19 protein-coding genes are annotated in these 21,804 nt (G+C 70.4%); 8 read left to right on the forward strand and 11 right to left on the reverse strand.

Annotated features, from left to right (window positions below; translation table 11 throughout):
* Window positions 1-40: 40 nt before the first annotated feature.
* The 3 genes from G4D86_RS17470 to G4D86_RS17480 are packed head-to-tail and all read left to right on the forward strand — an operon-like array spanning window position 41 to window position 2,913.
* Window positions 41-1,411, forward strand: coding sequence for a phosphomannomutase/phosphoglucomutase (locus tag G4D86_RS17470; RefSeq protein WP_163995078.1), 1,371 nt, complete (start codon window positions 41-43; stop codon window positions 1,409-1,411).
* A 1-nt stretch (window position 1,412) separates the two neighbouring features.
* Entirely contained in the window at window positions 1,413-1,964 is a 552-nt protein-coding gene (locus G4D86_RS17475) for an NADPH-dependent FMN reductase (RefSeq protein ID WP_163995079.1), read from the forward strand.
* Between the two features lie 16 nt (window positions 1,965-1,980).
* Window positions 1,981-2,913, forward strand: coding sequence for an ROK family protein (locus G4D86_RS17480; protein ID WP_163995080.1), 933 nt, complete (start codon window positions 1,981-1,983; stop codon window positions 2,911-2,913).
* A 79-nt stretch (window positions 2,914-2,992) separates the two neighbouring features.
* On the opposite strand, the gene G4D86_RS17485 is transcribed toward G4D86_RS17480, so the two are convergent.
* Complete coding sequence (locus G4D86_RS17485) at window positions 2,993-3,400, reverse strand: hypothetical protein (RefSeq protein WP_163995081.1); 408 nt, start codon at window positions 3,398-3,400, stop codon at window positions 2,993-2,995.
* Between the two features lie 148 nt (window positions 3,401-3,548).
* On the opposite strand from G4D86_RS17485, the gene G4D86_RS17490 reads away from it, so the two are divergent.
* Window positions 3,549-4,370, forward strand: a complete 822-nt coding sequence (locus tag G4D86_RS17490) for a helix-turn-helix domain-containing protein (RefSeq protein ID WP_163995082.1) — start codon at window positions 3,549-3,551, stop codon at window positions 4,368-4,370.
* 30 nt (window positions 4,371-4,400) lie between these two features.
* On the opposite strand, the gene G4D86_RS17495 is transcribed toward G4D86_RS17490, so the two are convergent.
* The 7 genes from G4D86_RS17495 to G4D86_RS17525 all read right to left on the reverse strand — a co-directional run bounded on the left by G4D86_RS17495 (window position 4,401) and on the right by G4D86_RS17525 (window position 12,733).
* Window positions 4,401-5,705 carry an MFS transporter gene (locus tag G4D86_RS17495; protein WP_163995083.1) on the reverse strand — a complete coding sequence of 435 codons (1,305 nt, stop codon included), beginning with the start codon at window positions 5,703-5,705 and terminating at the stop codon, window positions 4,401-4,403.
* 36 nt (window positions 5,706-5,741) lie between these two features.
* Window positions 5,742-6,755, reverse strand: a complete 1,014-nt coding sequence (locus G4D86_RS17500; RefSeq protein WP_163995084.1) for a MerR family transcriptional regulator — start codon at window positions 6,753-6,755, stop codon at window positions 5,742-5,744.
* A 96-nt stretch (window positions 6,756-6,851) separates the two neighbouring features.
* The gene (locus tag G4D86_RS17505; protein ID WP_163995085.1) at window positions 6,852-7,013 is read right to left on the reverse strand and encodes a hypothetical protein; all 162 of its coding nucleotides are present in this window, start codon (window positions 7,011-7,013) and stop codon (window positions 6,852-6,854) included.
* Between the two features lie 81 nt (window positions 7,014-7,094).
* Window positions 7,095-8,126 (reverse strand): pectin acetylesterase-family hydrolase, encoded by a 1,032-nt coding sequence (locus G4D86_RS17510; RefSeq protein WP_163995086.1) that lies wholly within the window; start codon window positions 8,124-8,126, stop codon window positions 7,095-7,097.
* 82 nt (window positions 8,127-8,208) lie between these two features.
* Complete coding sequence (locus G4D86_RS17515) at window positions 8,209-9,726, reverse strand: class I adenylate-forming enzyme family protein (RefSeq protein WP_163995087.1); 1,518 nt, start codon at window positions 9,724-9,726, stop codon at window positions 8,209-8,211.
* Window positions 9,726-11,402 carry an isovaleryl-CoA dehydrogenase gene (locus tag G4D86_RS17520; RefSeq protein ID WP_163995088.1) on the reverse strand — a complete coding sequence of 559 codons (1,677 nt, stop codon included), beginning with the start codon at window positions 11,400-11,402 and terminating at the stop codon, window positions 9,726-9,728. The genes G4D86_RS17515 and G4D86_RS17520 overlap by 1 nt, the downstream gene beginning before the upstream one ends.
* 131 nt (window positions 11,403-11,533) lie before the next feature.
* Window positions 11,534-12,733: an FIST signal transduction protein gene (locus G4D86_RS17525; protein ID WP_163995089.1), complete on the reverse strand. Its 1,200-nt coding sequence runs from the start codon at window positions 12,731-12,733 to the stop codon at window positions 11,534-11,536.
* A gap of 255 nt (window positions 12,734-12,988) precedes the next feature.
* Between G4D86_RS17525 and G4D86_RS17530 the strand changes: the two genes are divergently transcribed.
* Together G4D86_RS17530 and G4D86_RS17535 are read left to right on the forward strand one after the other, a co-directional pair.
* Window positions 12,989-14,017: a BPSS1187 family protein gene (locus G4D86_RS17530; RefSeq protein WP_163995090.1), complete on the forward strand. Its 1,029-nt coding sequence runs from the start codon at window positions 12,989-12,991 to the stop codon at window positions 14,015-14,017.
* 322 nt (window positions 14,018-14,339) lie between these two features.
* Window positions 14,340-17,183, forward strand: coding sequence for a cation-translocating P-type ATPase (locus G4D86_RS17535; RefSeq protein WP_163995091.1), 2,844 nt, complete (start codon window positions 14,340-14,342; stop codon window positions 17,181-17,183).
* 4 nt (window positions 17,184-17,187) lie between these two features.
* Here the strand turns inward: G4D86_RS17535 and G4D86_RS17540 are convergent, their stop codons facing one another.
* Complete coding sequence (locus G4D86_RS17540) at window positions 17,188-18,084, reverse strand: DUF547 domain-containing protein (RefSeq protein ID WP_240360304.1); 897 nt, start codon at window positions 18,082-18,084, stop codon at window positions 17,188-17,190.
* A 61-nt stretch (window positions 18,085-18,145) separates the two neighbouring features.
* Between G4D86_RS17540 and G4D86_RS17545 the strand changes: the two genes are divergently transcribed.
* On the forward strand, window positions 18,146-19,195 hold the full coding sequence (locus tag G4D86_RS17545; RefSeq protein ID WP_163995092.1) for an aromatic ring-hydroxylating oxygenase subunit alpha: 1,050 nt from the start codon (window positions 18,146-18,148) through the stop codon (window positions 19,193-19,195).
* A 12-nt stretch (window positions 19,196-19,207) separates the two neighbouring features.
* Here the strand turns inward: G4D86_RS17545 and G4D86_RS17550 are convergent, their stop codons facing one another.
* Together G4D86_RS17550 and G4D86_RS17555 are read right to left on the reverse strand one after the other, a co-directional pair.
* Window positions 19,208-19,426: a hypothetical protein gene (locus G4D86_RS17550; RefSeq protein WP_163995093.1), complete on the reverse strand. Its 219-nt coding sequence runs from the start codon at window positions 19,424-19,426 to the stop codon at window positions 19,208-19,210.
* A 144-nt stretch (window positions 19,427-19,570) separates the two neighbouring features.
* On the reverse strand, window positions 19,571-20,998 hold the full coding sequence (locus G4D86_RS17555; RefSeq protein WP_163995094.1) for a TolC family protein: 1,428 nt from the start codon (window positions 20,996-20,998) through the stop codon (window positions 19,571-19,573).
* A gap of 314 nt (window positions 20,999-21,312) precedes the next feature.
* On the opposite strand from G4D86_RS17555, the gene G4D86_RS17560 reads away from it, so the two are divergent.
* Entirely contained in the window at window positions 21,313-21,804 is a 492-nt protein-coding gene (locus tag G4D86_RS17560; RefSeq protein ID WP_420821859.1) for a MarR family winged helix-turn-helix transcriptional regulator, read from the forward strand.

Here is a 21,804-nt window from a genome sequence, read left to right on the forward strand (position 1 = left end):
CTGCCATGCCCTCTGGCATCCCGGGGGCGGGGACACCTTCATGAACACGCATATCTTTCGCGAGTACGACATCCGGGGTCTGGTCGACAAGGACCTCACCGCCGAAGTGGTGGAGCTGCTGGGCAAGGGCCTGGGCACCATCATCCGGCGCCAGGGCGGACGCTCGATTGTCGTGGGCCGGGACTGCCGCGAGTCGTCCACGCGCTTCCGCGACTCCCTCTGCGCCGGTCTCACCTCCACCGGCCTCAACGTGCTCGACGTGGGCGTGGTGCCCACGCCGCTGACCTACTTCGCCGCCAACACGCTGCCGGTGGACGGGCTCGCCATGATTACCGGCAGCCACAACCCGCCCGAGTACAACGGCTTCAAGATTGGCGCGGGGAAGACCACCTTCCACAGCCACGAAATCCAGGCCCTCCGCAAGCTCATCGAGGCGAAGGACTTCGAGGTGGGCTCGAAGAAGGGCCGCGTGGAGCCCTACGACATCATCACCTCGTACAACCACTTCATCCACCAGACGGTGAAGATGGGCCGCAAGGGGATGCGCATCGTCATCGACGCCGGCAACGGCACCGGCGGCGCGGTGGCGGTGCCCCTGTTCGAGGCCATGGGCTTCGACGTGGTGCCCCTGTTCTGTGAGATGGACGCCACGTTCCCCAACCACCACCCGGACCCGACGGTGGTGGAGAACCTCGAGGACCTCATCGAGGCGGTGAAGCGCGAGAAGGCCGAGGTGGGCATCGCCTATGACGGCGACACCGACCGCATCGGCGTCATCGACGACAAGGGCAACATCCTCTGGGGCGACCAGATCATGGTGCTCTTCAGCCGCTACGTGCTGAAGGAGAGCCCGGGCGCGGCCATCGTCGGCGAGGTGAAGTGCAGCTACACGCTGTACGACGACATCGCGAAGCGCGGCGGCAGGCCCATCATGTGGAAGGCGGGCCACTCGCTCATCAAGTCGAAGATGAAGGAGGAGCACGCGGAGCTGGCCGGGGAGATGAGCGGCCACATCTTCTTCAAGAACCGCTACTTCGGCTTCGACGACGCCATCTACTCCACGGCGCGCCTGCTCGAAATCCTCACCAACGAGAAGCAGCCGCTGTCCGAGCTCCTCTCGGACGTGCCGAAGACGTACGCCAGCCCGGAGCTGCGCTTCGACACGAAGGAGGAGAAGAAGTTCGAGATGGTCAAGCGCGCCACGGAGACGCTGCGCGCGGCGGGGCACGACATCATCGACGTGGACGGCGTGCGCGTGACGTTCCCCGACGGCTGGGGACTCATCCGCGCCTCCAACACGCAGCCCATCCTGGTGCTGCGCTTCGAGGCCAACACGCCGGAGCGCCTGAAGGAAATCCAGGCGCTCATCGAGGGCACGGTGGCCAAGGTGCAGAAGGAAGTGGGGGGCTGAGATGGCCGGCCCGCACATCCTCGCCGTGAGCGGAAGCCTCCGGACCGGAGCCTTCAACCGCAAGCTCCTGGAGGTCGCCGTCCAGCACGCCCGCTCGCTCGGGGCGGAGGTGGACGTGGTGGACCTGAAGGCGCTGAACCTGCCCTTCTACGACGGCGACGTGGAGGCGGCGGGCCTGCCGGCTCCCGTCACCGAGCTGCGCGAGCGGCTGGGGAAGGCGCAGGGGCTCATCATCTCCAGCCCGGAGTACAACTCGTCCATTCCGGGCGGGCTGAAGAACGCCATCGACTGGGTGTCCCGTCCGCCGGGGCGGCTGTTCCAGGAGAAGTGGGTGGCGATGATGGGGGCCACGCCGGGCGTCTTCGGCACCTCGCGCATGCAGCCGCACCTGCGGCAGGTCCTGTCCTCCACGGGGGCGCACGTGCTCCCCGCCCAGGTGCACCTGCCGAAGGCGATGGAGGCCTTCACGCCGGAAGGGAAGCTGAAGGACGACGCGCGCCAGAAGGAAGTGGAGACGCTGGTCGCGGCGTTGGTGTCCAGGCTGAAGGGCTGAGAAAGGAATGTCGCCGATGCCGACGCTGGGAATCGACCTGGGAGGGACGTTTGCCCGTGCCGCCGTGGTGGATGGCGGCGGGAAGATGCTGGCTTCCGCGAAGGTGGCCCTGGCCGAGCGCAGTCCCGCCGGGGTGGTGGAGACCATCGCCCATGCCGCGGCCGCGGCGGTCAAGGGCGCGGGCGTCCCGGTGAGCGCGTGCGGGGTGGGCGCCGCCGCCCAGATTCACAAGGACTCGGGCGTGCTGTCGGTCGCTCCCAACCTGGGCTGGCGCAACGTGCCCCTGGGGCAGATGCTCACCGCGCGGCTGGGCCAGCCGGTGCGTGTGGTGAACGACCTGGCCGCCGCGGCCTGGGGCGAGCTGCAGGCCGGCGCGGGGCGCGGGGCGAGTGACTTGCTGGTGGTGTTCGTGGGCTCGGGCGTGGGCAGCGCCATCATCGCCAACGCGAAGCTGCTGGACGGCGCGGGCGGGGTGGCGGGCGAGCTGGGCCACATCAAGGTGGTGCCCGGCGGGCGGCGCTGCGGCTGCGGTGAGCTGGGCTGCCTGGAGGCGTACGCGGGGGGCCACAACCTCATCGCGCAGACGCGCGAGCTGCTCGCGGCCGGGCGCTCTCCGAAGCTGGTGGAGTTGTCGGGCGGCGACCCGGCGCGGGTGACGCCGGTGACGCTGGAGCAGGCGGCGGAGGCCGGCGAAGACGCGTCGCGCGAGGTGTACGAGCGGGCCGCGCAGTTCCTCGCCCTGGCGGTGGCCAACCAGGTGACGGTGCTCAACCCGGCGCGGCTCATCCTGGGTGGCGGCGTGCTGACCCACTGCGTGGGCCTGCGGCGCCGCGTGGTGGAGGGCGTGCAGAGCTGGTCGTCCCAGGTGTCGCGCGAGGGCCTGCTCATCACCGAGTCCGAGCTGGGCGACGACAGCGGCATCATCGGCGCGGCGCTGCTGGCCGGGTAGTCCGCCAGGGCATCCGTCGACTCACGAGGCGGCGCTTTCCCTCACGGGGGCGCCGCCTTCTTCCTGGGCCCACGTCATCTCAGGCGTGCACCACCGTGCTCGCGCCGCGCAGGCCGAAGTACTGGAGCCCGGCGAAGCCCGCGACGGCCACGGCCTGGAACACGGTAAAGGCGTAGCCCAGCGTGGTGGGTGCCACCCAATCCGTCGTGAGCAGCAGCAAGCTGTCCACGGCCCACAGCACGTTGACCACGAGGATGCCCCAGACGAGCGGCTTGGACACCGTGGGCCGCACCGCGAGGAACACCAGCAGCGCGGCGAAGGGCAGCAGGCTGAAGCCGGCCACGCGCAAGAGGCGCTCGTGCAGGCCCAGCAGGGACGCCAGCGGTGAGGCCGCCAGGAACATCAGTGCGCCGGTGGCACCGCTGACGACACCATCCAGGAGCAGGGTGCGGCCGAGCAGGGACTTGGAAGAAGAGAGAGCAGTCATGTGCGGGTCCTCGCAATGCGGGTAGGCACGAGCGGCGGCGATTCGTGTTCCGCCGTCGTGATGAACCCAAATTGCGCTTCCCGCTGTCCGGTCTCAATTACGTCCGAGGTAATTGGAGGCCCTACCCCGCGCTTCTATGTTTCCGGACATGATGACCCAGAGCCGTCCTGTCGGAGAGCTGCTGCGCACCTGGCGCCAGCGCCGGAGCCTCAGCCAGCTCGACCTGGCGCTGCGCGCGGAGGTGTCCGCCCGCCACGTCAGCTTCATGGAGACCGGCCGGAGCAAGCCGAGCCGGGAGATGCTGCTGCACCTCGCGGAGGAGCTCGACATCCCCCTGCGCGAGCGCAACGCGCTGCTCGTCGCCGGAGGCTTCGCCCCCGTCTATTCGGAGACCGGCCTGGACCAGCCCGAGCTCGACGCCGCGCGCGAAGCGGTGGACCTGGTGCTCACCGGCCACGAGCCGTATCCCGCCCTGGCCGTGGACCGATACTGGACGCTGGTGGCCGCCAACAGCGCGGTGGGGCTCCTCCTGGAGGGCGTCTCACCCGAGCTGCTCCAGCCTCCCGTCAACGTGCTGCGGCTCAGCCTTCACCCGGAAGGCCTGGCGCCGCACATCGCCAACCTCGCGCAGTGGCGCAACCACGTGCTGGGCCGGCTGCACCGGCAGGTGGACGTCACCGCGGACGAGCGGCTCGCCGCGCTCCATGAGGAATTGCGCGCCATGCCCCCTCCTGGCGGGGGCACCTGGCCGAAGGGACACGGCGCGCATGAGCCGGTGAGCGTCGTCGTGCCCCTGCGCCTGCACACGCGTTTCGGGCTGCTGTCGCTCTTCAGCACGACGACGGTGTTCGGCACGCCCGTGGACATCACCCTGTCCGAGCTCGCCATCGAGTCCTTCTTCCCCGCGGACCGGCCCACGGCCGAATTGCTCCGGCGCGTGTCCTCGGAGGGGAAGCCGGCGGACGCGTGAAATGAAGACCCCGCCCCCGCGCGGCCCGGCTCAGCTCCCGGCGGCGGGCGTGGGCGCCTCCGAGATGTCGCGGATGCGCGAGGTGGCCATCGCCACCACCACCACCGCCACGAGGCAGCCTCCGCTGACGGCGAACACCTGCTCCAGCGTCACGCCCCGCATCAGCCAGCCCGTCACCGCGGCGGAGATGGGCGCCAGTCCCATGAAGATGAACATGAAGATGCTCATCGCGCGGCCCAGCATGGCGGGCGGCACGCGGCGCTGAATCCACGTGAAGACGGCCACGTGCATGAACCCGCTCAGCAGGCCGATGGCCAGCAGCAGCGAGGCGCCCTGCCACAGCGCGGTGACCAGCCCCATGGGGATGAAGAGCAGGCCCACCACTCCGTCCACCAGCAGCAGCGTGGTGCCCAGGTTGCGGGCCCGCATGCCGGGCCGTGCGCCGGCGACGCCCATCCCCAGCAGCGTGCCCGCGCCGTGCGCGCCCATCAGCAGGCCGAACCCCGCCGCGCTCGAGCCGGGCAGCCGGCTCGCGAGCACCGGCAGCGCAATCTGGATGGGCCCTGTAATCAGCAGCGCGACGGCCGACCAGTAGAGGAAGCACGTGCGCAGGTCCCGGTCGTTCCAGCACCACTTCAGGCCCTGCATCACCGACTGCCATACCGCCTGACCTGCCGGGGCCCCGGTGCGGTCCGCCGGAGCGAGGGTCCTCACCCGCGACAGCGTCCACGCCGACACGGCGAAGCTCACCGCATCGAACAGGAAGGCGATGCCCAATCCCCGCGTGTCCGACACGCGCTCGCTGTGGCCATCACCGAACGCGGCGATGAGCCCACCGGCCAGCAGGGGGCCCGCGAACATGGAGAGCTGACGCAGGCCCAGCACGATGCCGTTGGCGGCCTGGAGCTGCTGGACCGGAATCACGTGCGGCAGCAGGGACGTGCCCGACGGAATGCTGAAGGCCATGGCCAGGCCGAGGCCGAACGCGAGCAGGGAGAGCGAGCCCGTCGAGATGTTTCCGGTGAAGACCAGCGCGGCCAGGGCCAGGAGCAGCACCGTGCTCACATGCTTGGTCCACATCAGCACCCGCTTGGGCGAGTACCGGTCCACCACAGCGCCGCCTACCAGCATGAACACCGCGCGGGGCACGCTCATCACCCCGAGCACCAGGCCCAGCACCAGCGTGTCGCCGGTCATCATCAGCACCAGCCACGGCAGGGCGATGATGGTGAACTGGTCGCCCAGCATCGAGATGATGCTGCCGCTCAGCATCCACTTGAAGTTGCGGTCTTGAAACAGGCCGGCGCGTGGCGGGCCGCTTGGATTCGTAGTCATGGTGTCTCTGACTCCTTGGGAACGGAGCCTCCAGCCTCACGCTGCGATAGGGTCAAGCACGGATTGCACCGTGCGCTGCAGGTACTGCCGCACCGCCTCTTCGCGCACCGACGCGGCGGCCACCAGCGGCTCCTGGCAGTAGGCCGCCAGCAGCTTGTCGAACAGCACGGCGTCATGGTCCGCCACGCGCTCCAGCAGGCCCAGCCACTGCTTCCCGAGCGCTCGCGCCCGGGAGGCGCCGGGTGCCACGCCCTGTCGCATCAGCTCCGCCGCGGAGCCCGCCAGCGTGTCCCAGGCCTCGGGCGGCACCTGCTTCAGGCGTAGCAGCTCGTCGATGCTCAGGTGCCGTCCGAGCGCGGCCATGCGCAGCTGGATGGCCCGGTCCATGTACGCCACCATGCCCAGGTCGGGCCCCTTGCCGGTCAGCGCCGACGGCTCGCGCCTGTACATCTCGCCCCACCGGTAGATGAGGTCGAGGTTCCCATCCATCCAGATGCCCATCAGCGTCATCCAGCGGTGCGCGAGGGGCTGCACCTCCAGGCTGTCCGCTGGAACGCCGGCCTTCATGGTCCGCCGCACGTCGGTGATGAGCGCCGCCCAGTCGGTGTAGATGCGCCGCCAGTTGCCGAAGATGGTCTTCAGCTCGTCGGCGCTGAAGTACTTGTCGCAGGTGGTCATCATCCGGATGGTGGCGAGCCAGTCGTCCATGTCCGGCACGCTTCCGGTCGCCAGCTTGGCCTGGAGCATGCCCAGCCGCGCACGCAGCTTCTCGGCCTGCTCTATCTGCACGTCGATGGCTCGCAGCTGCTGCTCCACGATGACGGGCAGGGTGGTGCCGCCACCGTCGTCCAGCAGCCGGCCGATGTCCTCCAGCGACAGGCCCAGCTGGCGCATCGCCTGGATGGCGTGCAGCCGTGCGATGTCCTCCGGCCCGTAGAGCCGGTAACCACCCTCGGAGCGGGTCGAGGGCGTGAGCAGACCGATGGCGTCGTAGTGGTGCAGCGTCCGCACCGTCAGCCCGGCATGCCTGGCGAGCTCCCCGATTCGCATCCCGTGTCCTCCCGTCCTGGCTTCCAGGATGAACCCTGACGCTACGTCAGGCTCAAGTCCTCAATGCCAGGACTGGGGGCCCATGGGAAGGCGGGGTCACGCCGTGTCGGACGGGGTGTCCGGCTGCTCCTGGGAGACGATGGGCTCCTGGAGGCTCCGCGTGACTTCCGGGACGAGCTCCTCGGTGTCGGGCCGCCGGGCCCACGCGGTAACGCGTCTGCGCACTTCAGCCTGTCGGGTGTCCTGGTCGAGTTCCATGAAGGCGCATCTCCGCGTACGGACCCGGGGACACCCTGGCCCGTCACGAAGTGTATGGATGGCACCTGACGACGCCGTCGCTCAAGGCTCCAGCACGTTGCTCCAGGCGGCATTGCCCTCTACCCACTGGGAGACCCAGTCCTCGAGCGCCACCCCGGTGGTGCTGGTCGTGGTGTCCAGGCTGCCCAGGAAGGTGTGCTGCGTCCCGCGCTTCAGGAAGTACCTCGCGTTGTCCTTCCCGTCGTACGACGCCGTGAGCAGCTGGAGCGTCCGCGTCTCGAAGTCCGCGGCGGAGTAGCCGAAGAAGTTGCTGAGCACGCCGTCCCGGCTCCACGCGAGCAGCCCGAAGCGCGACTCCGGATAGGTGTCCGCCAGGTACGCGGGGAAGCGAGTGAAGTCCGTCCCGCAGTTGGTGCACGAGGCGGGAATCGTCACGCCCCAGTTCGTGAGCCACGTGTCGAGGAGCGTGCCCGCGGGCGTCACCATCTGCCCCGAGTCGGCGAGGACGTGCACCTCGGCCGTGGGGAACGCGGCGGCGACGCGCTCGTAGTTCAACTGCGCGCCGAACGCACCCGCGCTGCTGCCCGCGAGGAACACGCGCTTCACGTTCGGGAAGGTGGAGACGAGCCGGGGGAGCCACGCCTCCACGTTGCTGGCGCCCTTGTGGTGCACCTGCTGCGTGCCGTAGGTCTGCACTGCGTTGCCCCCGTGGACGTCGCCCGTGCAGTAGGGGACGAAGACGTAGGACATGTCCCGGAAGGGGTTTGTCGGCTCCGCCCGGTCGAACATGTACGCGTTGCGGGTGCTGTCGGTCTGGAACTGGGCCGCCTGGTAGCCCGTGGTCAGGTTGCTGGCGCTGCGCAGGACGAAGCACGTCCGCTCGTCCCAGCAGGCGCCGCCTCCCTGCAGGTAGAGGTAGAGGTCCGTGCTCGCCTCGTTGGGGTTGACCGCGATGCCCGTCTGCTCGCCGTTGCCGCACTCGGTGCCGGGGACGTCCACCCAGGTCCAGGACTCGGGCGTCGCGTCGATGGGCGTCTTGTCCTCGTCATCACCACAGGCGGTGAGGGCGAGCGGGAGCGAAGCGAAGAGGAGGGTCAGCAGGAGCTTGCGCATGGCGGCGGTAGTGTCCCCGCCGCCGGAAGCTTCGGCAATCACCCGCTGGCGGCACGGGGGAGGGCCGTGGACTTCTGCACGCTCACGCCCGCGCGTACTTCTTGCGCAGCTCCACCTTGATGACCTTGCCCGAGGGCGTGCGGGGCAGGGTGTCCGCCACGTGGAAGACGCGCGGCGACTTGTACCGCGCCAGGCGGGCCTCGCAGTGGGCGCGCAGGCTGTTCTCGTCGAAGGTGGCGCCCGGCTTCAGGACGAGGACGGCGGCGACCGTCTCGCCCCAGTCCGTGTGCGGAAGGCCGATGACCGCCGACTCGATGAGGTCCGGATGGCTGGCGAGCGCGTCCTCCACTTCCTTCGAATAAACGTTCTCCCCGCCGGTGATGATCATGTCCTTCAGCCGGTCGACGATGAACAGGTAGCCGTCCGCGTCGATGCGGGCGACGTCCCCCGTGCGGTACCAGCCGTCATGGAACGCGGCGGCCGTGGCCTCCGGGTCGCGGTGGTAGCCCAGCATCATCGACTGGCACCGCATCCAGATTTCGCCCACCTCGCCCGGCTTCGCCTCCGTCTCGGTGTCGCGCATCACCTTCACGTCGCAGCCGCTGACGGCATACCGGCCGATGGAGCCCGCCTTGGCCACCTGCTCCTCCGGCCGCAGCAACGTGCCCGTGGGGCCCGTCTCCGTCATGCCGAAAATCTGGAAGAAGCGCTCGGTGCGGTAGCGCTTCGCGAGCAGGCGCGACGTGTCCGCGTCGATGGGGCCGCCGCCATACAGGAAGGTCCGCACGCTGCTGAGGTCGTACCGGTCGAAGTCCGGCACGACGCGCATGGGCATGAGGAAGGCCACCGGGGCGCCGAAGAACAGCGTGCACCGCTCGCGCTGAATCGTCTCCAGCATGCCGAGCGGGTGGTACTCCGGCATCATCACCACCGTGGCGCCGACGTAGAGGCTGCCCAGCAGCAGGTTGTTGAGCGGGAAGCTGTGCCACACCGGCATCGCCAGCAGGACGCGGTCGGTGGGGTCCAGGCCATAGGCCAGGCTGCTGGCGATGCCCGCGAACATGACGTTGGCGTGCGAGTGCAGGCAGCCCTTGGGCAGCCCCGTCGTGCCCGACGTGTAGAGAATCTCCGCGACGTCGCCGGGGGCACAGGCCCGCGAAGGGCGCGTCGCGGGCGCCGGAGCCCCGAACAGCGTCACACCGTCGAGCGTGTCATCCCCGCCGAGCAGCAGGACGCGGCACTTCTCACGGCTGCTGTCGGGCACGCTCGCGGCCAGGTCCTTGTCGGCGAGCAGCACCTTGCTCTCGCTGTGCCCCAGGATGAAGGCCAGCTCCGGCGGAGCGAGCTTGTGGTTGAGGGGCACCGTCGTGCCCCCCAGCCGCAGCGTCGCCAGGAAACCCACCACCCACGAGATGGTGTTGCGGCCGAAGACGGCGACCTTGTCGCCCGGCCCCACGCCGTACGTCTGCAGGTGGCCGGCCATCCGGGTGACGGCCGCGTCGAGCTCGGCGAAGGTGACGCGCCGGCCCGTGGTGACGAGCGCCTCGCGGGGGCCGTACTTCCGCGCCGCCGTCGTGAGCACTTCATCGAGCGTCCACATCACGCCGCCTCCGCGTTGAAGGCGCGCTCGATGAGGGCCTGCATCGGCGCGTGCGCGGGCAGCGTGCCGAACGTCTGTCCATGGGCGCCGCCCAGGCGCGACTCGCAGAAGGCGTCCGACACGGCGGTGTTGCCCGCGCGGATGAGCAGCGACGCCTGGAGCGCGACGGCGAGCCCCTCGACGATGAAGCGCGAGCGCGTCTCCATGGAGTCCGTGTTGGCCAGCTCCTTGTGCAGGCGCGCCGTCGCCGCGTCGTACGCCGCGTGCCCACCCTGCGCCGCGAGCAATTCCGCGAAGAGCGCCTCACGGCTGGCCGGCTCGCGCGAGGCCGCGCGCAGCACGTCCAGGCACTGGATGTTGCCGCTGCCCTCCCAGATGGAGTTGAGCGGCGCCTGGCGGTAGAGGCGCGCCAGGTTGGCCTCCTCGACGTAGCCCGCGCCGCCCAGGCACTCCTGTGCCTCGTTGACGAAGACGGGCGTGCGCTTGCAGACCCAGTACTTGCCCACGGCGGTGGCGATGCGCGCGAAGGCGGCCTCCTTCGCGTCGCGGGGGCTGGCGTCCACGGCGCGGGACACGCGCGCGGTGAGCGTCAGGTGGGCCTCGGACTCCAGCGCCAGGTCCGCGAGCACGTTGCGCATCAGCGGCTGGTCCACGAGTCGCTTGCCGAACGCGGTGCGGTGCCGGGTGTGGTGCAGGGCCTGCACCAGCGCCTGTCGCATCTGCCCGCTGGAGCCAATCATGCAGTCCTGCCGCGTCATCGCGACCATCTCCAGGATGGTGGCCACGCCGCGTCCCTCCTCGCCCACCATCCACGCGAAGGCGCCGTGCAGCTCCACCTCAGAGGAGGCGTTGCTCCAGTCGCCCAGCTTGTCCTTGAGCCGCTGGATGCGGATGGCGTTCAGCTCACCGTCCGGCGTGAAGCGCGGCATCAGGAAGCAGGAGATGCCGCCCTCGGCTTGCGCGAGCACGAGGAACGCGTCACTCATCGGCGCGGAGAAGAACCACTTGTGGCCCACGAGCGCGTAGGGCTGCCCGGGTCCGCGCGCGCTGCCCATCGGCTGGGCGCGCGTGGTGTTGGTGCGCACGTCGGAGCCGCCCTGCTTCTCCGTCATGCCCATGCCGACGGTGTTGCCCGTCTTCTGGGACGCGGGGATGAAGCGGCTGTCATAGGTGGCGGAGGCCACGCGCGGCACCCACTCGCGCGCCAGCTCCGGCTGGTGGCGCAGCGCGGGCACGCAGGCATACGTCATGGTGAGCGGGCAGCTGGTGCCCTGGTCGGCCTGGTTGTGCAGATAGAAGAGGGCCATGCGGGCCACGTGGGCCCCGGGCTTCGCTTCGTTGCGCCACGCGAAGCCGGACACGCCGTGGGCCATGCCCAGCTCCATCAGCTGGTGGTAGGCGGGATGGAACTCCACCTCGTCGCGGCGGTGGCCATAGCGGTCGAACGGGCGGAACTTCGGCTTGTTCTCGTTGGCCAGCACCGCCAGTTGCTGCATCTCCCCGCCCACCAGGGGGCCGTACTTCGCCAGGTCGGCCTCGGCCCAGCCGCCGCCCTCACGGGCCACGACTTCGCGCAGGACGGTGTCCGTCTTCCAGGCGTCGTAGACGAGCGGCGGGGGCTGGTTGGTGACTTCGTGGGTGACGAAGCCAGCGGCGATGGAGTGGGGGTCGGTCATGGTGGAGGTCCTCCCTCGGGCCGGGGCCCAGGCGTCCCTTGCTTACCGTGAATGGGGACCTCAAACCACTGGGGCCCCAGGGCACCCGCACCCCCGGCGTGGCCGGAATTGACGCCTGTTCGTCCGGCGTTTCAGCTGTTGCCCAGGAGCAGCAGGCTGGTCATCAGGTTGCCGTGCTCCGGTCGCTGCGGCATCACGCAGCCCTGCTCGCCAAAGGTGAAGACGGAGACGAATGGCGTCTGGCCCACCGTACGCTGGAAGTCCCGCAGCATGTCGGGGACCTGCTTCTGGATGGTGAGCATGCAGCCCGCGCAGTAGACGAGAAGCGCGCCGGCGAGCTTGTCCGGGGTGAGCCCCGAGCTGCCCAGTGCCCACTCCGCGAGCTGTCCGCTCTGCTTCACGAGCGCCCCTTCCGTGCTGCGCATCAGGACGAGCTGCTCACCTTCCTTCACGTCGGCGAAGAGCGTCAGCGCGCGCTCGGGCAGGAGGACCTTCTCCGGATGCACGACGACGTGCGTCTCGAGGCCGTCCATGGTCCGGGGCACGCCGAGCGGACAGAGCGTCGTGTTGCCCAGCACCGTGCCACCCGTCTGGAGGAACGGCTTCAGCGTGCCGCCGAGCCACTCGTTGTAGACCTCGGCCGCCGGCCGCCCGTCGATGGTGTACACGGTGCGTCCGCTCGCCCGGGTGACGACGCCGCGGTGACGCGTGACGAGATAGCCGCCCTGGCACATGGCCGTGAGCCGCCAGGGCCAGTCACACACGGCGAGCACCGCGCCCGTCCGGTGGACTCCCGCTGAAGACCAGACGGACCACTGTCCGGTGATGTCATTGTCGGCCGCGCTCCCTCCGACCAGGAGCGTGCGCTTCGGCAGCACGTCGTAGAGCCCGGCGAGCAGCGACTCCTCGCTGCCCGGTGTCGCGTGAACGATGGCGAAGCGCGCCGCCTCGGGCGGGATGTGGCCATCCTTCAGCGCGTTGCTGGCGAGCTCCCGGCCCTGGCCGCGGACATCGCCGTTGCGAGCCAGGGCACTCACGCCGAAGCGGAAGCCTTCTCCAACGAGCCAGAGCGCGCTCACGATTCGCTCGGTGCGAAAGCCCTCCGCCGAACCGACCCCCAGGCACGACGTCGCGCCGACGAAGGGCACTCCGGGGAGCTGCTCGACGAGCGCCTTCTGGAGTGCCGGCGTCTGGATGCCGACGGTGCAGTAGACGAACCCGCCCCGCACTCGCGCGCCAGCGGCCTGCTGACGCAGTTGCGTGACGAGCTCTCGCGCGGCGCTGGCCTCATCCATCGCGGTGGAATGGGTGACGACGATGCGAGCCGACATGTTGTCTCTCCGGGGATGTGCGGGACGACCGGGTCCGCGGACGCCGCCGCCGCTCGACGCGAGCGTACCACCCACGGATGCAGCGTCCGGAGACGCGCGGAGTGTGGCTGAGGGGCCTGCTCGACCCCCTCCTGGACCGAAAGTTCAAAGGACCCCGCAACCATTTTTCACGGGCCGTGTTGAAGGACGTGGCGCTCCGTGGGAGCGGCCGTCGCCAGCGGGAGTGAGCCGGCTGGCCATCGAGGAGGCAGCTGCTTGAGCAAGCCGAGGACGTGGATGCGGTGGTGTGCCCCGATTGCGCTGGGGCTGGGACTGGCCATGGGCTGCGGAGCCGAGCCCGCCGTGGAGTCGGGGACGGCTCCACCCGTGGAGAGTGTGCAGCAGGGCGTGACGACCTGCACCGGCCCCACGGGGGCCATCTGTCGCTTCGTCACTCCTGCGGAAGCGGGGACGCCGGGCTCGGGCAACTACCCGGACCCGCACGTCGTCATCCGCCCTGCGGTTCCGACGAAGGCGGAGCTCGTCGTCTTCCTGCCCGGCACGGGTGGCAAGCCGGAGAACTCGCTCAGCGGCAACTACGCGGATGCCGACCACAGCATCTATGCGAGTGCCAGCTCCAAGGGCTACCGCGTCATCGGGCTCACGTACCAGAACTCGCCGGCCATCGGCATGCTCTGCGGGAGCAATGATGGCTGCTTCCTCCCCACCCGCCGCACCCTCATCACCGGCGACGTCCAGCCCGGCAGCGCGGTGACCACGATGAACCGGGAGGACGCCATCATCCCCCGGCTCACCCGGTTGCTCGTGTATCTGCGTGACACGGGGGACCCGACTGGCGGCTGGGGCAGCTTCCTCATGAATCCCTCCTGCATCCCGCTGTTGTGCCGCCTCAACCCGGCGAAGGTCATCGTCTCCGGGCACTCGCAGGGCGGTGGCCACGCGGGCGTCATCGGCAAGGACTACGGCGTGCGCCGCGTGGTCATGCTCGCCTCGCCCTGCGACGCGCTCGGCAACCCGGGGCCCGCCGCGAGCTGGACGCTGCCGCCGTTCACCACGCCCACGGGCGCCGACACGTACCGCGGCCTCATCGCGCGCGGCCAGACGGGCACCGGCTACACCCTGGACCTCTGCGACCCGGATGCGCCCAGGCACTGGGCCCCGGAGCGGATGAACGCGCAGTGGAGCCGCATCACCAGCTCCACCGGCCTGTGCCCCACGGACCCGCACGCCTGTGTCATCCGGGACGCGCAGTTCTTCACCGAGTGGCAGAACCTGTGGCCGTAGCACCGTGAGCCGTGTCGCGAGGACACGCCCGCCGAGGGGCGTGTCCCCGCGGGACTCACGGCGCTGGGTCACCCTCCGGCTACGGCGCGAACTTCAGGAACAGCAGCTCCTCCTGGACGAGTCGTCCGCGAGGCCAGGGTTCATTCGTGGTGCCAGTTGCATTGGCACCTGAGATGCGGAATCGGCGGGGCGGCGCGTGAGGGCACCTCAATGTCCACCGCGCCCGCTCCCGGCCCGGGCGGGAGGTTCCAGCCGCCGAGCTTCCCCCTTGAGATGGAACTGGCGGCCACCATCACCAGATTGGTCGAGGAGGAGCCGCCCCATGCACGACCCGCCCCCTGCCAGCACCCTGGTGCGCACGCCGCCGCCCGCCGGGCCGCCCGCTACCCAGGCGTCCCCGTGGCATGCCCTGCCCCCTGACGCGGTGCTGTCCCAGGTGGAGAGCAGTCCGCGGGGCCTGACTGAAGGGCAGGCACGCGAGCGGCTGGCGCGCTTCGGCCCCAACGTCATCCAGCGCCAGAAGGGCGAGGGGCCGCTGAAGCTGCTCTGGCGGCAGGTGAACAGCCCCTTCATCTGGGTGCTCATCGCCTCCGCGGTGCTGGCCATCGCCATGGGCAAGGTGACGGACGGCCTGGTGGTGGCGGCCGTGGTGGTGCTCAACACCTTCATCGGCTTCGTGCAGGAGTACCGCGCGGGCAAGGCCATCGAGGCTCTCAGTCTCATGGTGCCGGAGAGCGCCACCGTGCTGCGCGGGGGGCAGAAGCAGTCGGTGCCGGCCGCGCAGCTGGTGCCCGGGGACGTGGTGGAGCTGGCGTCGGGTGACAAGGTGCCCGCGGACATGCGGCTGCTCGCGTCGCGCAACCTCCAGGTGGAGGAGGCCGCGCTCACGGGCGAGTCGGTACCGGCGCAGAAGCACGTGGCCCAGGTGGAGGAGGCGGCGGAGCTGGGAGACCGGACGAGCCTCGTCTTCGGCGGCACGCTGGTGACGTCCGGCACGGGCTCCGCGGTGGTGGTGGCCACCGGCCATGCCACGGAGCTGGGCCGCATCTCCACGCTGCTGAGCCAGGCCGCGGACCTCCAGACGCCGCTGACGAAGGCGCTGGCCGTCATCGGCAAGTACATCACCGTGGGCATCCTCGCCGTGTCCGTGGTGCTGCTGGGCGTGGGGCTGTGGCGCGGCTACGAGGTCAGCGAGGCCGTGGTGGTGGCGATTACCCTGGCGGTGGCCGCGATTCCGGAGGGCCTGCCCGCCATCGTCACCATTGCCCTGGCCATCGGCGTGCAACGCATGGCGGCCCGGCGCGCCGTCATCCGCAAGCTGCCCGCGGTGGAGACGCTGGGGAGCACCACCGTCATCTGCTCGGACAAGACGGGCACCCTCACGCGCAATGAGATGACGGTGCAGGCGCTGTGGACGCCGTCGGGCCGCTACTCGCTCAGCGGTGTGGGCTACGCGCCCACTGGCGAGCTGCGCCAGGACGGCCAGCCCCTGGGCGCGCTGCCCGACGACGTGCGCGAGCTGCTGCTGGCCGGCGCGCTGTGCAACGACGCCGCGCTCCAGGGGCGGGGCGGGCGGTGGGAGATGACGGGCGACCCCACCGAGGGCGCGCTGGTGGTGGCGGCGGAGAAGGCCGGCCTGCGCGTGGACGAGGCGCGCACGAAGTACGCGCGCCTGGACGCCATCCCCTTCGAGTCCGAGCACCAGTTCATGGCCACCCTGCACGACGACGGGCCGGAGCGCCGGCGCATCCTCCTCAAGGGCGCGCCGGAGGTGGTGCTGGGCTGCTGCGCTTCGCCTGACGGCGCCACTCCCGAGGCGGTCCTGGCGGAGGTGGAGCGGATGGCGCGGCAGGGCATGCGCGTGCTCGCGGTGGCGGGCCGCGACATGCCCGCCTCACACGCGGGCCTCTCCGAGCAGGACGTGGCCTGTGAGCTGCGGCTGCTCGGGCTGGAGGGAATGATTGACCCGCCGCGCGAGGAGGCCATCGCCGCGGTGCGGGCGTGCCACGAGGCGGGCATCGTCGTGAAGATGATTACGGGCGACCACCCGGCGACGGCGGAGGCCATCGGCGTGCAGCTCGGCCTCCTGAAGGAGGGCACCCCGGGCATCACCGGCGCGCGGCTGGCCACCATCGACGACGCGCAGCTGCCCGAGGTGGCCGTGGAGACGAACGTCTTCGCGCGCGTGGCGCCCGAGCACAAGCTGCGGCTGGTGCGGGCGCTCCAGGCGAAGCGGCACGTGGTGGCCATGACGGGGGACGGAGTGAATGACGCGCCCGCGCTCAAGCAGGCCAACATCGGCGTGGCCATGGGGATTACGGGCACGGCGGTGTCCAAGGAAGCGGCGGACATCGTGCTCACGGACGACAACTTCGCCTCCATCGCCGCGGCGGTGGAGGAGGGGCGGCGCGTCTACGACAACCTCATCAAGTCCCTGGCCTTCGTGCTGCCCACCAACCTGGGCCTGGCGCTCATCCTCCTGTTCGGCGTGGCCTTCTTCCCCATCCACGACATCGGTGGGCACCGGGTGCCGCTGATGGCCATGCTCCCCACGCAGCTGCTCTGGATAAACCTGGTGGCCACCGTGTCGCTGGCGCTGCCGCTGGCCTTCGAGGCGAAGGAGTCGGACATCATGCGCCGCTCCCCGAGAGACCCGGACGCCCCGGTGCTCAGCCGCTTCGTGGTGAGGCGCACCGGCCTGGTGGCGCTGGTGATGGCCGCGGGCGCCATCGGCCTGTTCCTCTGGGAGTACCGGCGCGAGCTGCCGCGCACGGGCCACGCGATGGCGCTGGCCGAGGCCCAGACGATGGCCGTCAACACCGTCATCAGCTTTCAAATCTTCTACATGCTGATGTGCCGCACCCTCACCGGCTCGCTGCGGAAGGTGGGCCTCTTCAGCAACCGCACCATCTTCGTGGGCATCGGCGTGCTGGTGCTTCTGCAGGTGGCCTTCATGTACGCGCCCTTCATGCAGCGGGTGTTCGGGAGCGCGCCGCTGTCGCTGGAGGCCATCGGCCTGTCCGTGCTGCTGGGGGCGGTGGTGCTGCCGGTGGTGGGCCTGGAGAAGTGGCTGCTCCAGCGCAGCGGCACCGAGGTGGTGAAGCAGGTGCACCGCGACAGGGAGGAGCCGCCACGTCCGGGGCCTCGCGAGCGGCTGCCCGCGTGACGCCTCAGGGCCGGGGCTCGCGGGCGGCGGCGTCCGGGAGCGTCCAGTCCTCCGGCGTGTAGACGATGTGGCAGCGGTCCAGCCGGGGGCCGCAGGCGCGGTCCAAATCGCCTCGCGTGGCGCAGCCGGGCCGCTCCTCGCAGGTGTCTGGCAGGAAGGCCCAGACGAACTGGAGCACGTTGCCGCCTCTCCCCTCCGGCAGCGCGCGGAGGAAGTCGTCGCGGTGCGTGTCGAACAGGCGCGCCAGGTGGACGGTGTCGCCGTCCAGCTCCACGTGGTGCTGGTCGGCCATGAAGCGGCGGCTGGCGTCGTTGAGCTGCGCGTCCAGGTACTCCGGCTGGAAGTGGGAGCCGTCCAGCCGGGGGCCGCCGCGCGCACCCTGGAAGAGGGCGAAGTGGATGCGCGGGTCGGCGAACTCGGCGTGCAGTACGCGGTTCTCCAGCGCCCACAGCGTCAGCCGTTCGCCACCCACCGGCCAGGCGCGGCCCCAGAAGAAGCGCCCCAGCCAGGGCTGGCGGACGCTCTCCAGATACGGGTAGCCGTCCACCACCTGCTGGAGGACGAGCGCGTTGTAGGCGTTGAGCCAATAGGCGAGCGCGTCCTCGGACGTGGGGAAGACGTCCGGCCGGTTGTGGGGTGAGAAGGAGGCCAGCGACTCGACGAAGCCGTCCAGCACCTTTCGCTCGCGGCCCACCGACGCGAAGTCCACGTCGCCGTCCGACCGCACGTGCCGCAGCACCTGCTCATAGCCGCTGTAGTGGAAGGGCTCCGCCGCCGCAGGCACCCGCGCGGGCAGCAGGCCCTGCACGTGCAACGCCGTGGTGGCGACGACCAGGGCCGTCACGGCGAAGAGCAGGGCGGGCACCCGGAGGCGGCGCAGGAGGGAGGGCGAAGCGTCCACGGGACACCATCATAGATCAGGCGCGCCCAGGGTTGACGCACGCCGCTATACTTGGGGCGTCATGGTGCCCACGCCCGACGTCATCCGTCACTTCCATCCCGTGCTCCCCGCCCGCTCGCTCGGCAAGAAGCCCGTGCGCGTGGAGGTGGCTGGCCGTGCCTACGCCCTCTTCCGCGACGCATCGGGGAAGCCCGCCGCGCTCGCGGACGCCTGTCCCCACCGCTTCGCGCCCCTGTCGAAGGGGCAGGTGCGCGCGGACGGGCGGCTCCAGTGCCCGTACCACGGCTGGCGCTTCGACGCGGAGGGCAGGGGCGCCAACCCCAGCCAGCCCGAGTTGCGCCACTGCGACGCGAGCAGCTTCCAGGTGGTGGAGCGCCACGACTACCTCTGGCTGGCCGAGCGGGACACCCCGCTGTCCGCCATGCCGGACATGGAGGTGGATGCCGACGAGTACGTGTACGGCGGGGCCTTCTCGCAGGTGTTCGAGGCGCCGCTGCACGTGTCTCTCGACAACTTCAGCGAGGACGAGCACACGCCCTACGTCCACACCCGCCTGGGCTGGGACGACCCGCGCGCGGACCAGGTGGAGTTCGAGGCGCACAACTTCGATGACCGCACCGAGGTGCACTACCGCGCGCCCCAGCGGGCCGCGCCCCTCATGAAGCTGCTCGGCGTGCGCGACGGGGACTTCTTCCAGAACGACTGGGTGACGCGCTTCGACCCGGTGCGCAGCCAGTACACCGTGAGTTGGGTGTCGCCCACGGGCAAGCAGCGGCCGTTCATCACCCGCGCCAACATCTTCTTCGTGCCGGAGACGGCGACCACCACGCGCCTGCACGCCTTCTCGTTCCTCAAGTGCGTGGTGCCCGCGATGCGCCCGCTGCTGCCCGTGGCGGCCCGCGCGGCCGCCGCGCTGACGTGGTGGGAGGTGCGCGATGACGCGCGCTTCATCCCCACCGTCGCGGACACGCCCTACAGCCACAAGGGCATGCGGCTGGACAAGTACGACAAGCCGCTCGTCCACCAGCGCAGGCTCATGGAGCGCATCTACTACCGCACCGGCCCCAGCGTGGCGTCGGTGCCGCTCGCGCGCGAGGCGTCCAGCGGCTGAAGTCGGCGGCCGTCAGTGCACGGAGGGCGCGGGCTCCTGGTAGGGCGTCGCCGTGCCGGCGATGCCCGCGCGGGCCTCCCAGGCGTTGCAGCCGCTGTTGCCGGAGACCTCGAGCTCGAACTCCGCCAGCTCCGGCTGCATGCAGCGGCTCGTCTCGTCGCCGCCCGGCTGGGGATGGTGGCTGTCGAAGTACTTGCAGCCCTTGCAGTTCCCCCACTGTCCGTCCGCCATGACGTCCTCCTCGGGAAAGGGTGGATGCCTCTCCCCCGAGGGTGGGGCTGGTGGTGGGCGCTCACAAGCGCCGCTCGCCACCCGCGCTCCAGGGCAGGCGGCCCGGCGCCCGGGAATGGGCGCCGGGGCCTTGGAGCCCGACGATTACTGCTGGGGCGCCGGCTGCTGCTGCGCGGGCTGCTCCGACTGCGGCTGCGCGGGCTGCTCCATCTGCTGCGGCATCGTCTGCCCCGGCAGCGGCTGGAGGTGCGGCGGCACCGCGTTCGGGTCCTTCAGGTCCGAGTCCAGCGCGCGGGCCTCGAAGGCGCCCACGGAGCGCAAGAGGCGCAGCGCCGCGAGGGCCGACTGGAGGCGCTCGTTGACGAGGCCAATCTCCGCGCTGGTGAGCGCGGTGTTGGCGTCGGCGACCTCCAGGTAGGTGGCCACGCCGGCCTTGAAGGAGACGTCGGTGAGGCGCTGGGACTCGCGCGCCAGCTCCACCGTCTGCTCCGCCTTGAGGCGGTTGGCCAGGGCGCTCGCCAGGTCCAGCTGCGAGCGCTTCACGTCCTCGCGCGCGGTCAGCTCGGCCTTGCGTTGGTTGGCCAGGCTTTCCGCGATGCGGGCGGAGGCCTCGGTGAGGTTGGCCTCGCGCAGGCCGCCGTCCCACAGCGTCCAGGACGCCGCGAAGGTGATGAGCCAGGTGTCGGACTGGCCGGTGAAGCCGCCCGAGTTGGCGATGCGGTACGCGCCGTTGACGCCCACCGTGGGCAGGTAGGCCAGCCACGCGCCCTTCTTGTTGGTGCGCGCCAGCTCCACCGTCTCACGCGAGGCGGCCACGTCCGCGCGCGCCTCGAGCGAGCGCTGGTAGAGCTGGTCGGCGTCTGTCTTCACGGGCACCTCCGGCTCGGGCGGCGCGGCCACGTCGAAGTCGGCGTCGTCGAACGCCAGCAGGGTGGCGAGCACCAGCCGGGCGGAGGAGTACGCGTTCTGCGCGCGGATGAGGTCCTGCTCGGCGCGGGACAAGTCCTGCTCGGCGCGCAGCTGCGCCACGCGCGTCACCGTGCCGGCCTCGAAGCGCACGCGGGTGTCCTTGGAGCGCGCCGCGTTGAGCTCCACCAGCCGCTCCTGCACATTCACGGCCTTCGCCTGCGCCGCGGCGCCGTAGTACGCCTGCGCCACGCCGAAGAGGATTTCGCGCCGCGCCTGCTCCACGTTCAGCGCCGCCACGCGCTCGGACTTGTAGGCGGCGGAGATGCCCGCCCACAGCTGCGGGGCGATGATGGCCTGGCGGATTTCAATCTGCGCCTGGCGCTGCACCAGCGGCTGGATGGTGATGGGCACCGGGGCGATGGGGCCCGGAGGGATGATGGCGGCATCCGAGTTGCGGATGATGACGCCGCTGGCGGTGATGGTGGGCAGGTAACCCGCCCAGGCCTTGCGCGAGGCGGTGTCCGCCTGCTCCAGGCGGGCCTGCGCGACCTTCAGGTCCAGGTTCTCTTTGCGGGCCCGGGAGAGTGCGTCCTCCAGGGTCAAAACGGGCGGCGGTGCCGCGGCCAGGGTGGCCGCCAGGGTCAGCGCCAGAAGTGAGCTCATACCGCCTCTACCTCCTCAGGGGCCCCGCGTCGGCGCGAGCCCACGACGTCCATAAGGACTTGCTACGGGTTGTCTCTGCACTGCGAGCGTCCGGGCTTCTCACCCGGGTGCCCCGGAAACGACAGGAAATCAGCCGTGCGCACCGTGCCGGGGCTAATAGGACTCATCCGCGGCATGGCTACCCGACCTCCTGCCCTCCAGGGCCCGGGACGAATAGGCCAGGGCGTCCGAAATTGGAAGCTCCGGAATGTATTAATCGTCAAAGGTTGATGAAGTCAATTGTTTAGGTGCTCGTGGGGAATTACATTGAAGGCATGAGCAGCGAGCATCTGGAGCGGAAGACGAGGCCGGCGGACTCGCGACGACGTGGCGAGTCCGTCACGGAGGTGGAGGAGCACGATTTGCCACGGCAGGCGTGGACGCTCCTCTTCGAGCTGATGCACGCGCACATGCGCAACTTCCCGGCGCTGGCGGCGGAGTTCGAGCTGTCACCGGTGCAGGCGCACGTGCTGCGGCAGCTCGGCGAGGCCCCGCTGGCGATGAGCACCCTGGCCAACTACCTGTCCTGCGACGCGTCCAACGTGACGGGGCTGGTGGACCGGATGGAGGCGCGGGGGCTGGTGGAGCGGCGCAGCTCCGAGCAGGACCGGCGGGTGAAGATGCTGGTGCTGACGGACGCGGGCGCGGCGCTGCGCGAGCGGCTGCTGGAGCGCATGGCCGAGCCGCCCGAGGCCATCGCCGCGATGGGCGACGACGACCTGCGCGCCCTGCGCGACATCATGCGCCGGGCGCTGAAGCCGCAGTGA

Source organism: Pyxidicoccus caerfyrddinensis, from assembly GCF_010894405.1.
In the GTDB taxonomy this organism is placed as follows: Bacteria; Myxococcota; Myxococcia; order Myxococcales; family Myxococcaceae; genus Myxococcus; species Myxococcus caerfyrddinensis.

Coding starts and splice junctions, on each gene's coding strand:
- G4D86_RS17470 (WP_163995078.1), top strand. CDS start 41: ATGAACACGCATATCTTTCGCGAGTACGACATCCGGGGTCTGGTCGAC.
- G4D86_RS17475 (WP_163995079.1), top strand. CDS start 1,413: ATGGCCGGCCCGCACATCCTCGCCGTGAGCGGAAGCCTCCGGACCGGA.
- G4D86_RS17480 (WP_163995080.1), top strand. CDS start 1,981: ATGCCGACGCTGGGAATCGACCTGGGAGGGACGTTTGCCCGTGCCGCC.
- G4D86_RS17485 (WP_163995081.1), bottom strand. CDS start 3,400: ATGACTGCTCTCTCTTCTTCCAAGTCCCTGCTCGGCCGCACCCTGCTC.
- G4D86_RS17490 (WP_163995082.1), top strand. CDS start 3,549: ATGATGACCCAGAGCCGTCCTGTCGGAGAGCTGCTGCGCACCTGGCGC.
- G4D86_RS17495 (WP_163995083.1), bottom strand. CDS start 5,705: ATGACTACGAATCCAAGCGGCCCGCCACGCGCCGGCCTGTTTCAAGAC.
- G4D86_RS17500 (WP_163995084.1), bottom strand. CDS start 6,755: ATGCGAATCGGGGAGCTCGCCAGGCATGCCGGGCTGACGGTGCGGACG.
- G4D86_RS17505 (WP_163995085.1), bottom strand. CDS start 7,013: ATGGAACTCGACCAGGACACCCGACAGGCTGAAGTGCGCAGACGCGTT.
- G4D86_RS17510 (WP_163995086.1), bottom strand. CDS start 8,126: ATGCGCAAGCTCCTGCTGACCCTCCTCTTCGCTTCGCTCCCGCTCGCC.
- G4D86_RS17515 (WP_163995087.1), bottom strand. CDS start 9,726: ATGTGGACGCTCGATGAAGTGCTCACGACGGCGGCGCGGAAGTACGGC.
- G4D86_RS17520 (WP_163995088.1), bottom strand. CDS start 11,402: ATGACCGACCCCCACTCCATCGCCGCTGGCTTCGTCACCCACGAAGTC.
- G4D86_RS17525 (WP_163995089.1), bottom strand. CDS start 12,733: ATGTCGGCTCGCATCGTCGTCACCCATTCCACCGCGATGGATGAGGCC.
- G4D86_RS17535 (WP_163995091.1), top strand. CDS start 14,340: ATGCACGACCCGCCCCCTGCCAGCACCCTGGTGCGCACGCCGCCGCCC.
- G4D86_RS17545 (WP_163995092.1), top strand. CDS start 18,146: ATGGTGCCCACGCCCGACGTCATCCGTCACTTCCATCCCGTGCTCCCC.
- G4D86_RS17550 (WP_163995093.1), bottom strand. CDS start 19,426: ATGGCGGACGGACAGTGGGGGAACTGCAAGGGCTGCAAGTACTTCGAC.
- G4D86_RS17555 (WP_163995094.1), bottom strand. CDS start 20,998: ATGAGCTCACTTCTGGCGCTGACCCTGGCGGCCACCCTGGCCGCGGCA.
- G4D86_RS17560 (WP_420821859.1), top strand. CDS start 21,313: ATGAGCAGCGAGCATCTGGAGCGGAAGACGAGGCCGGCGGACTCGCGA.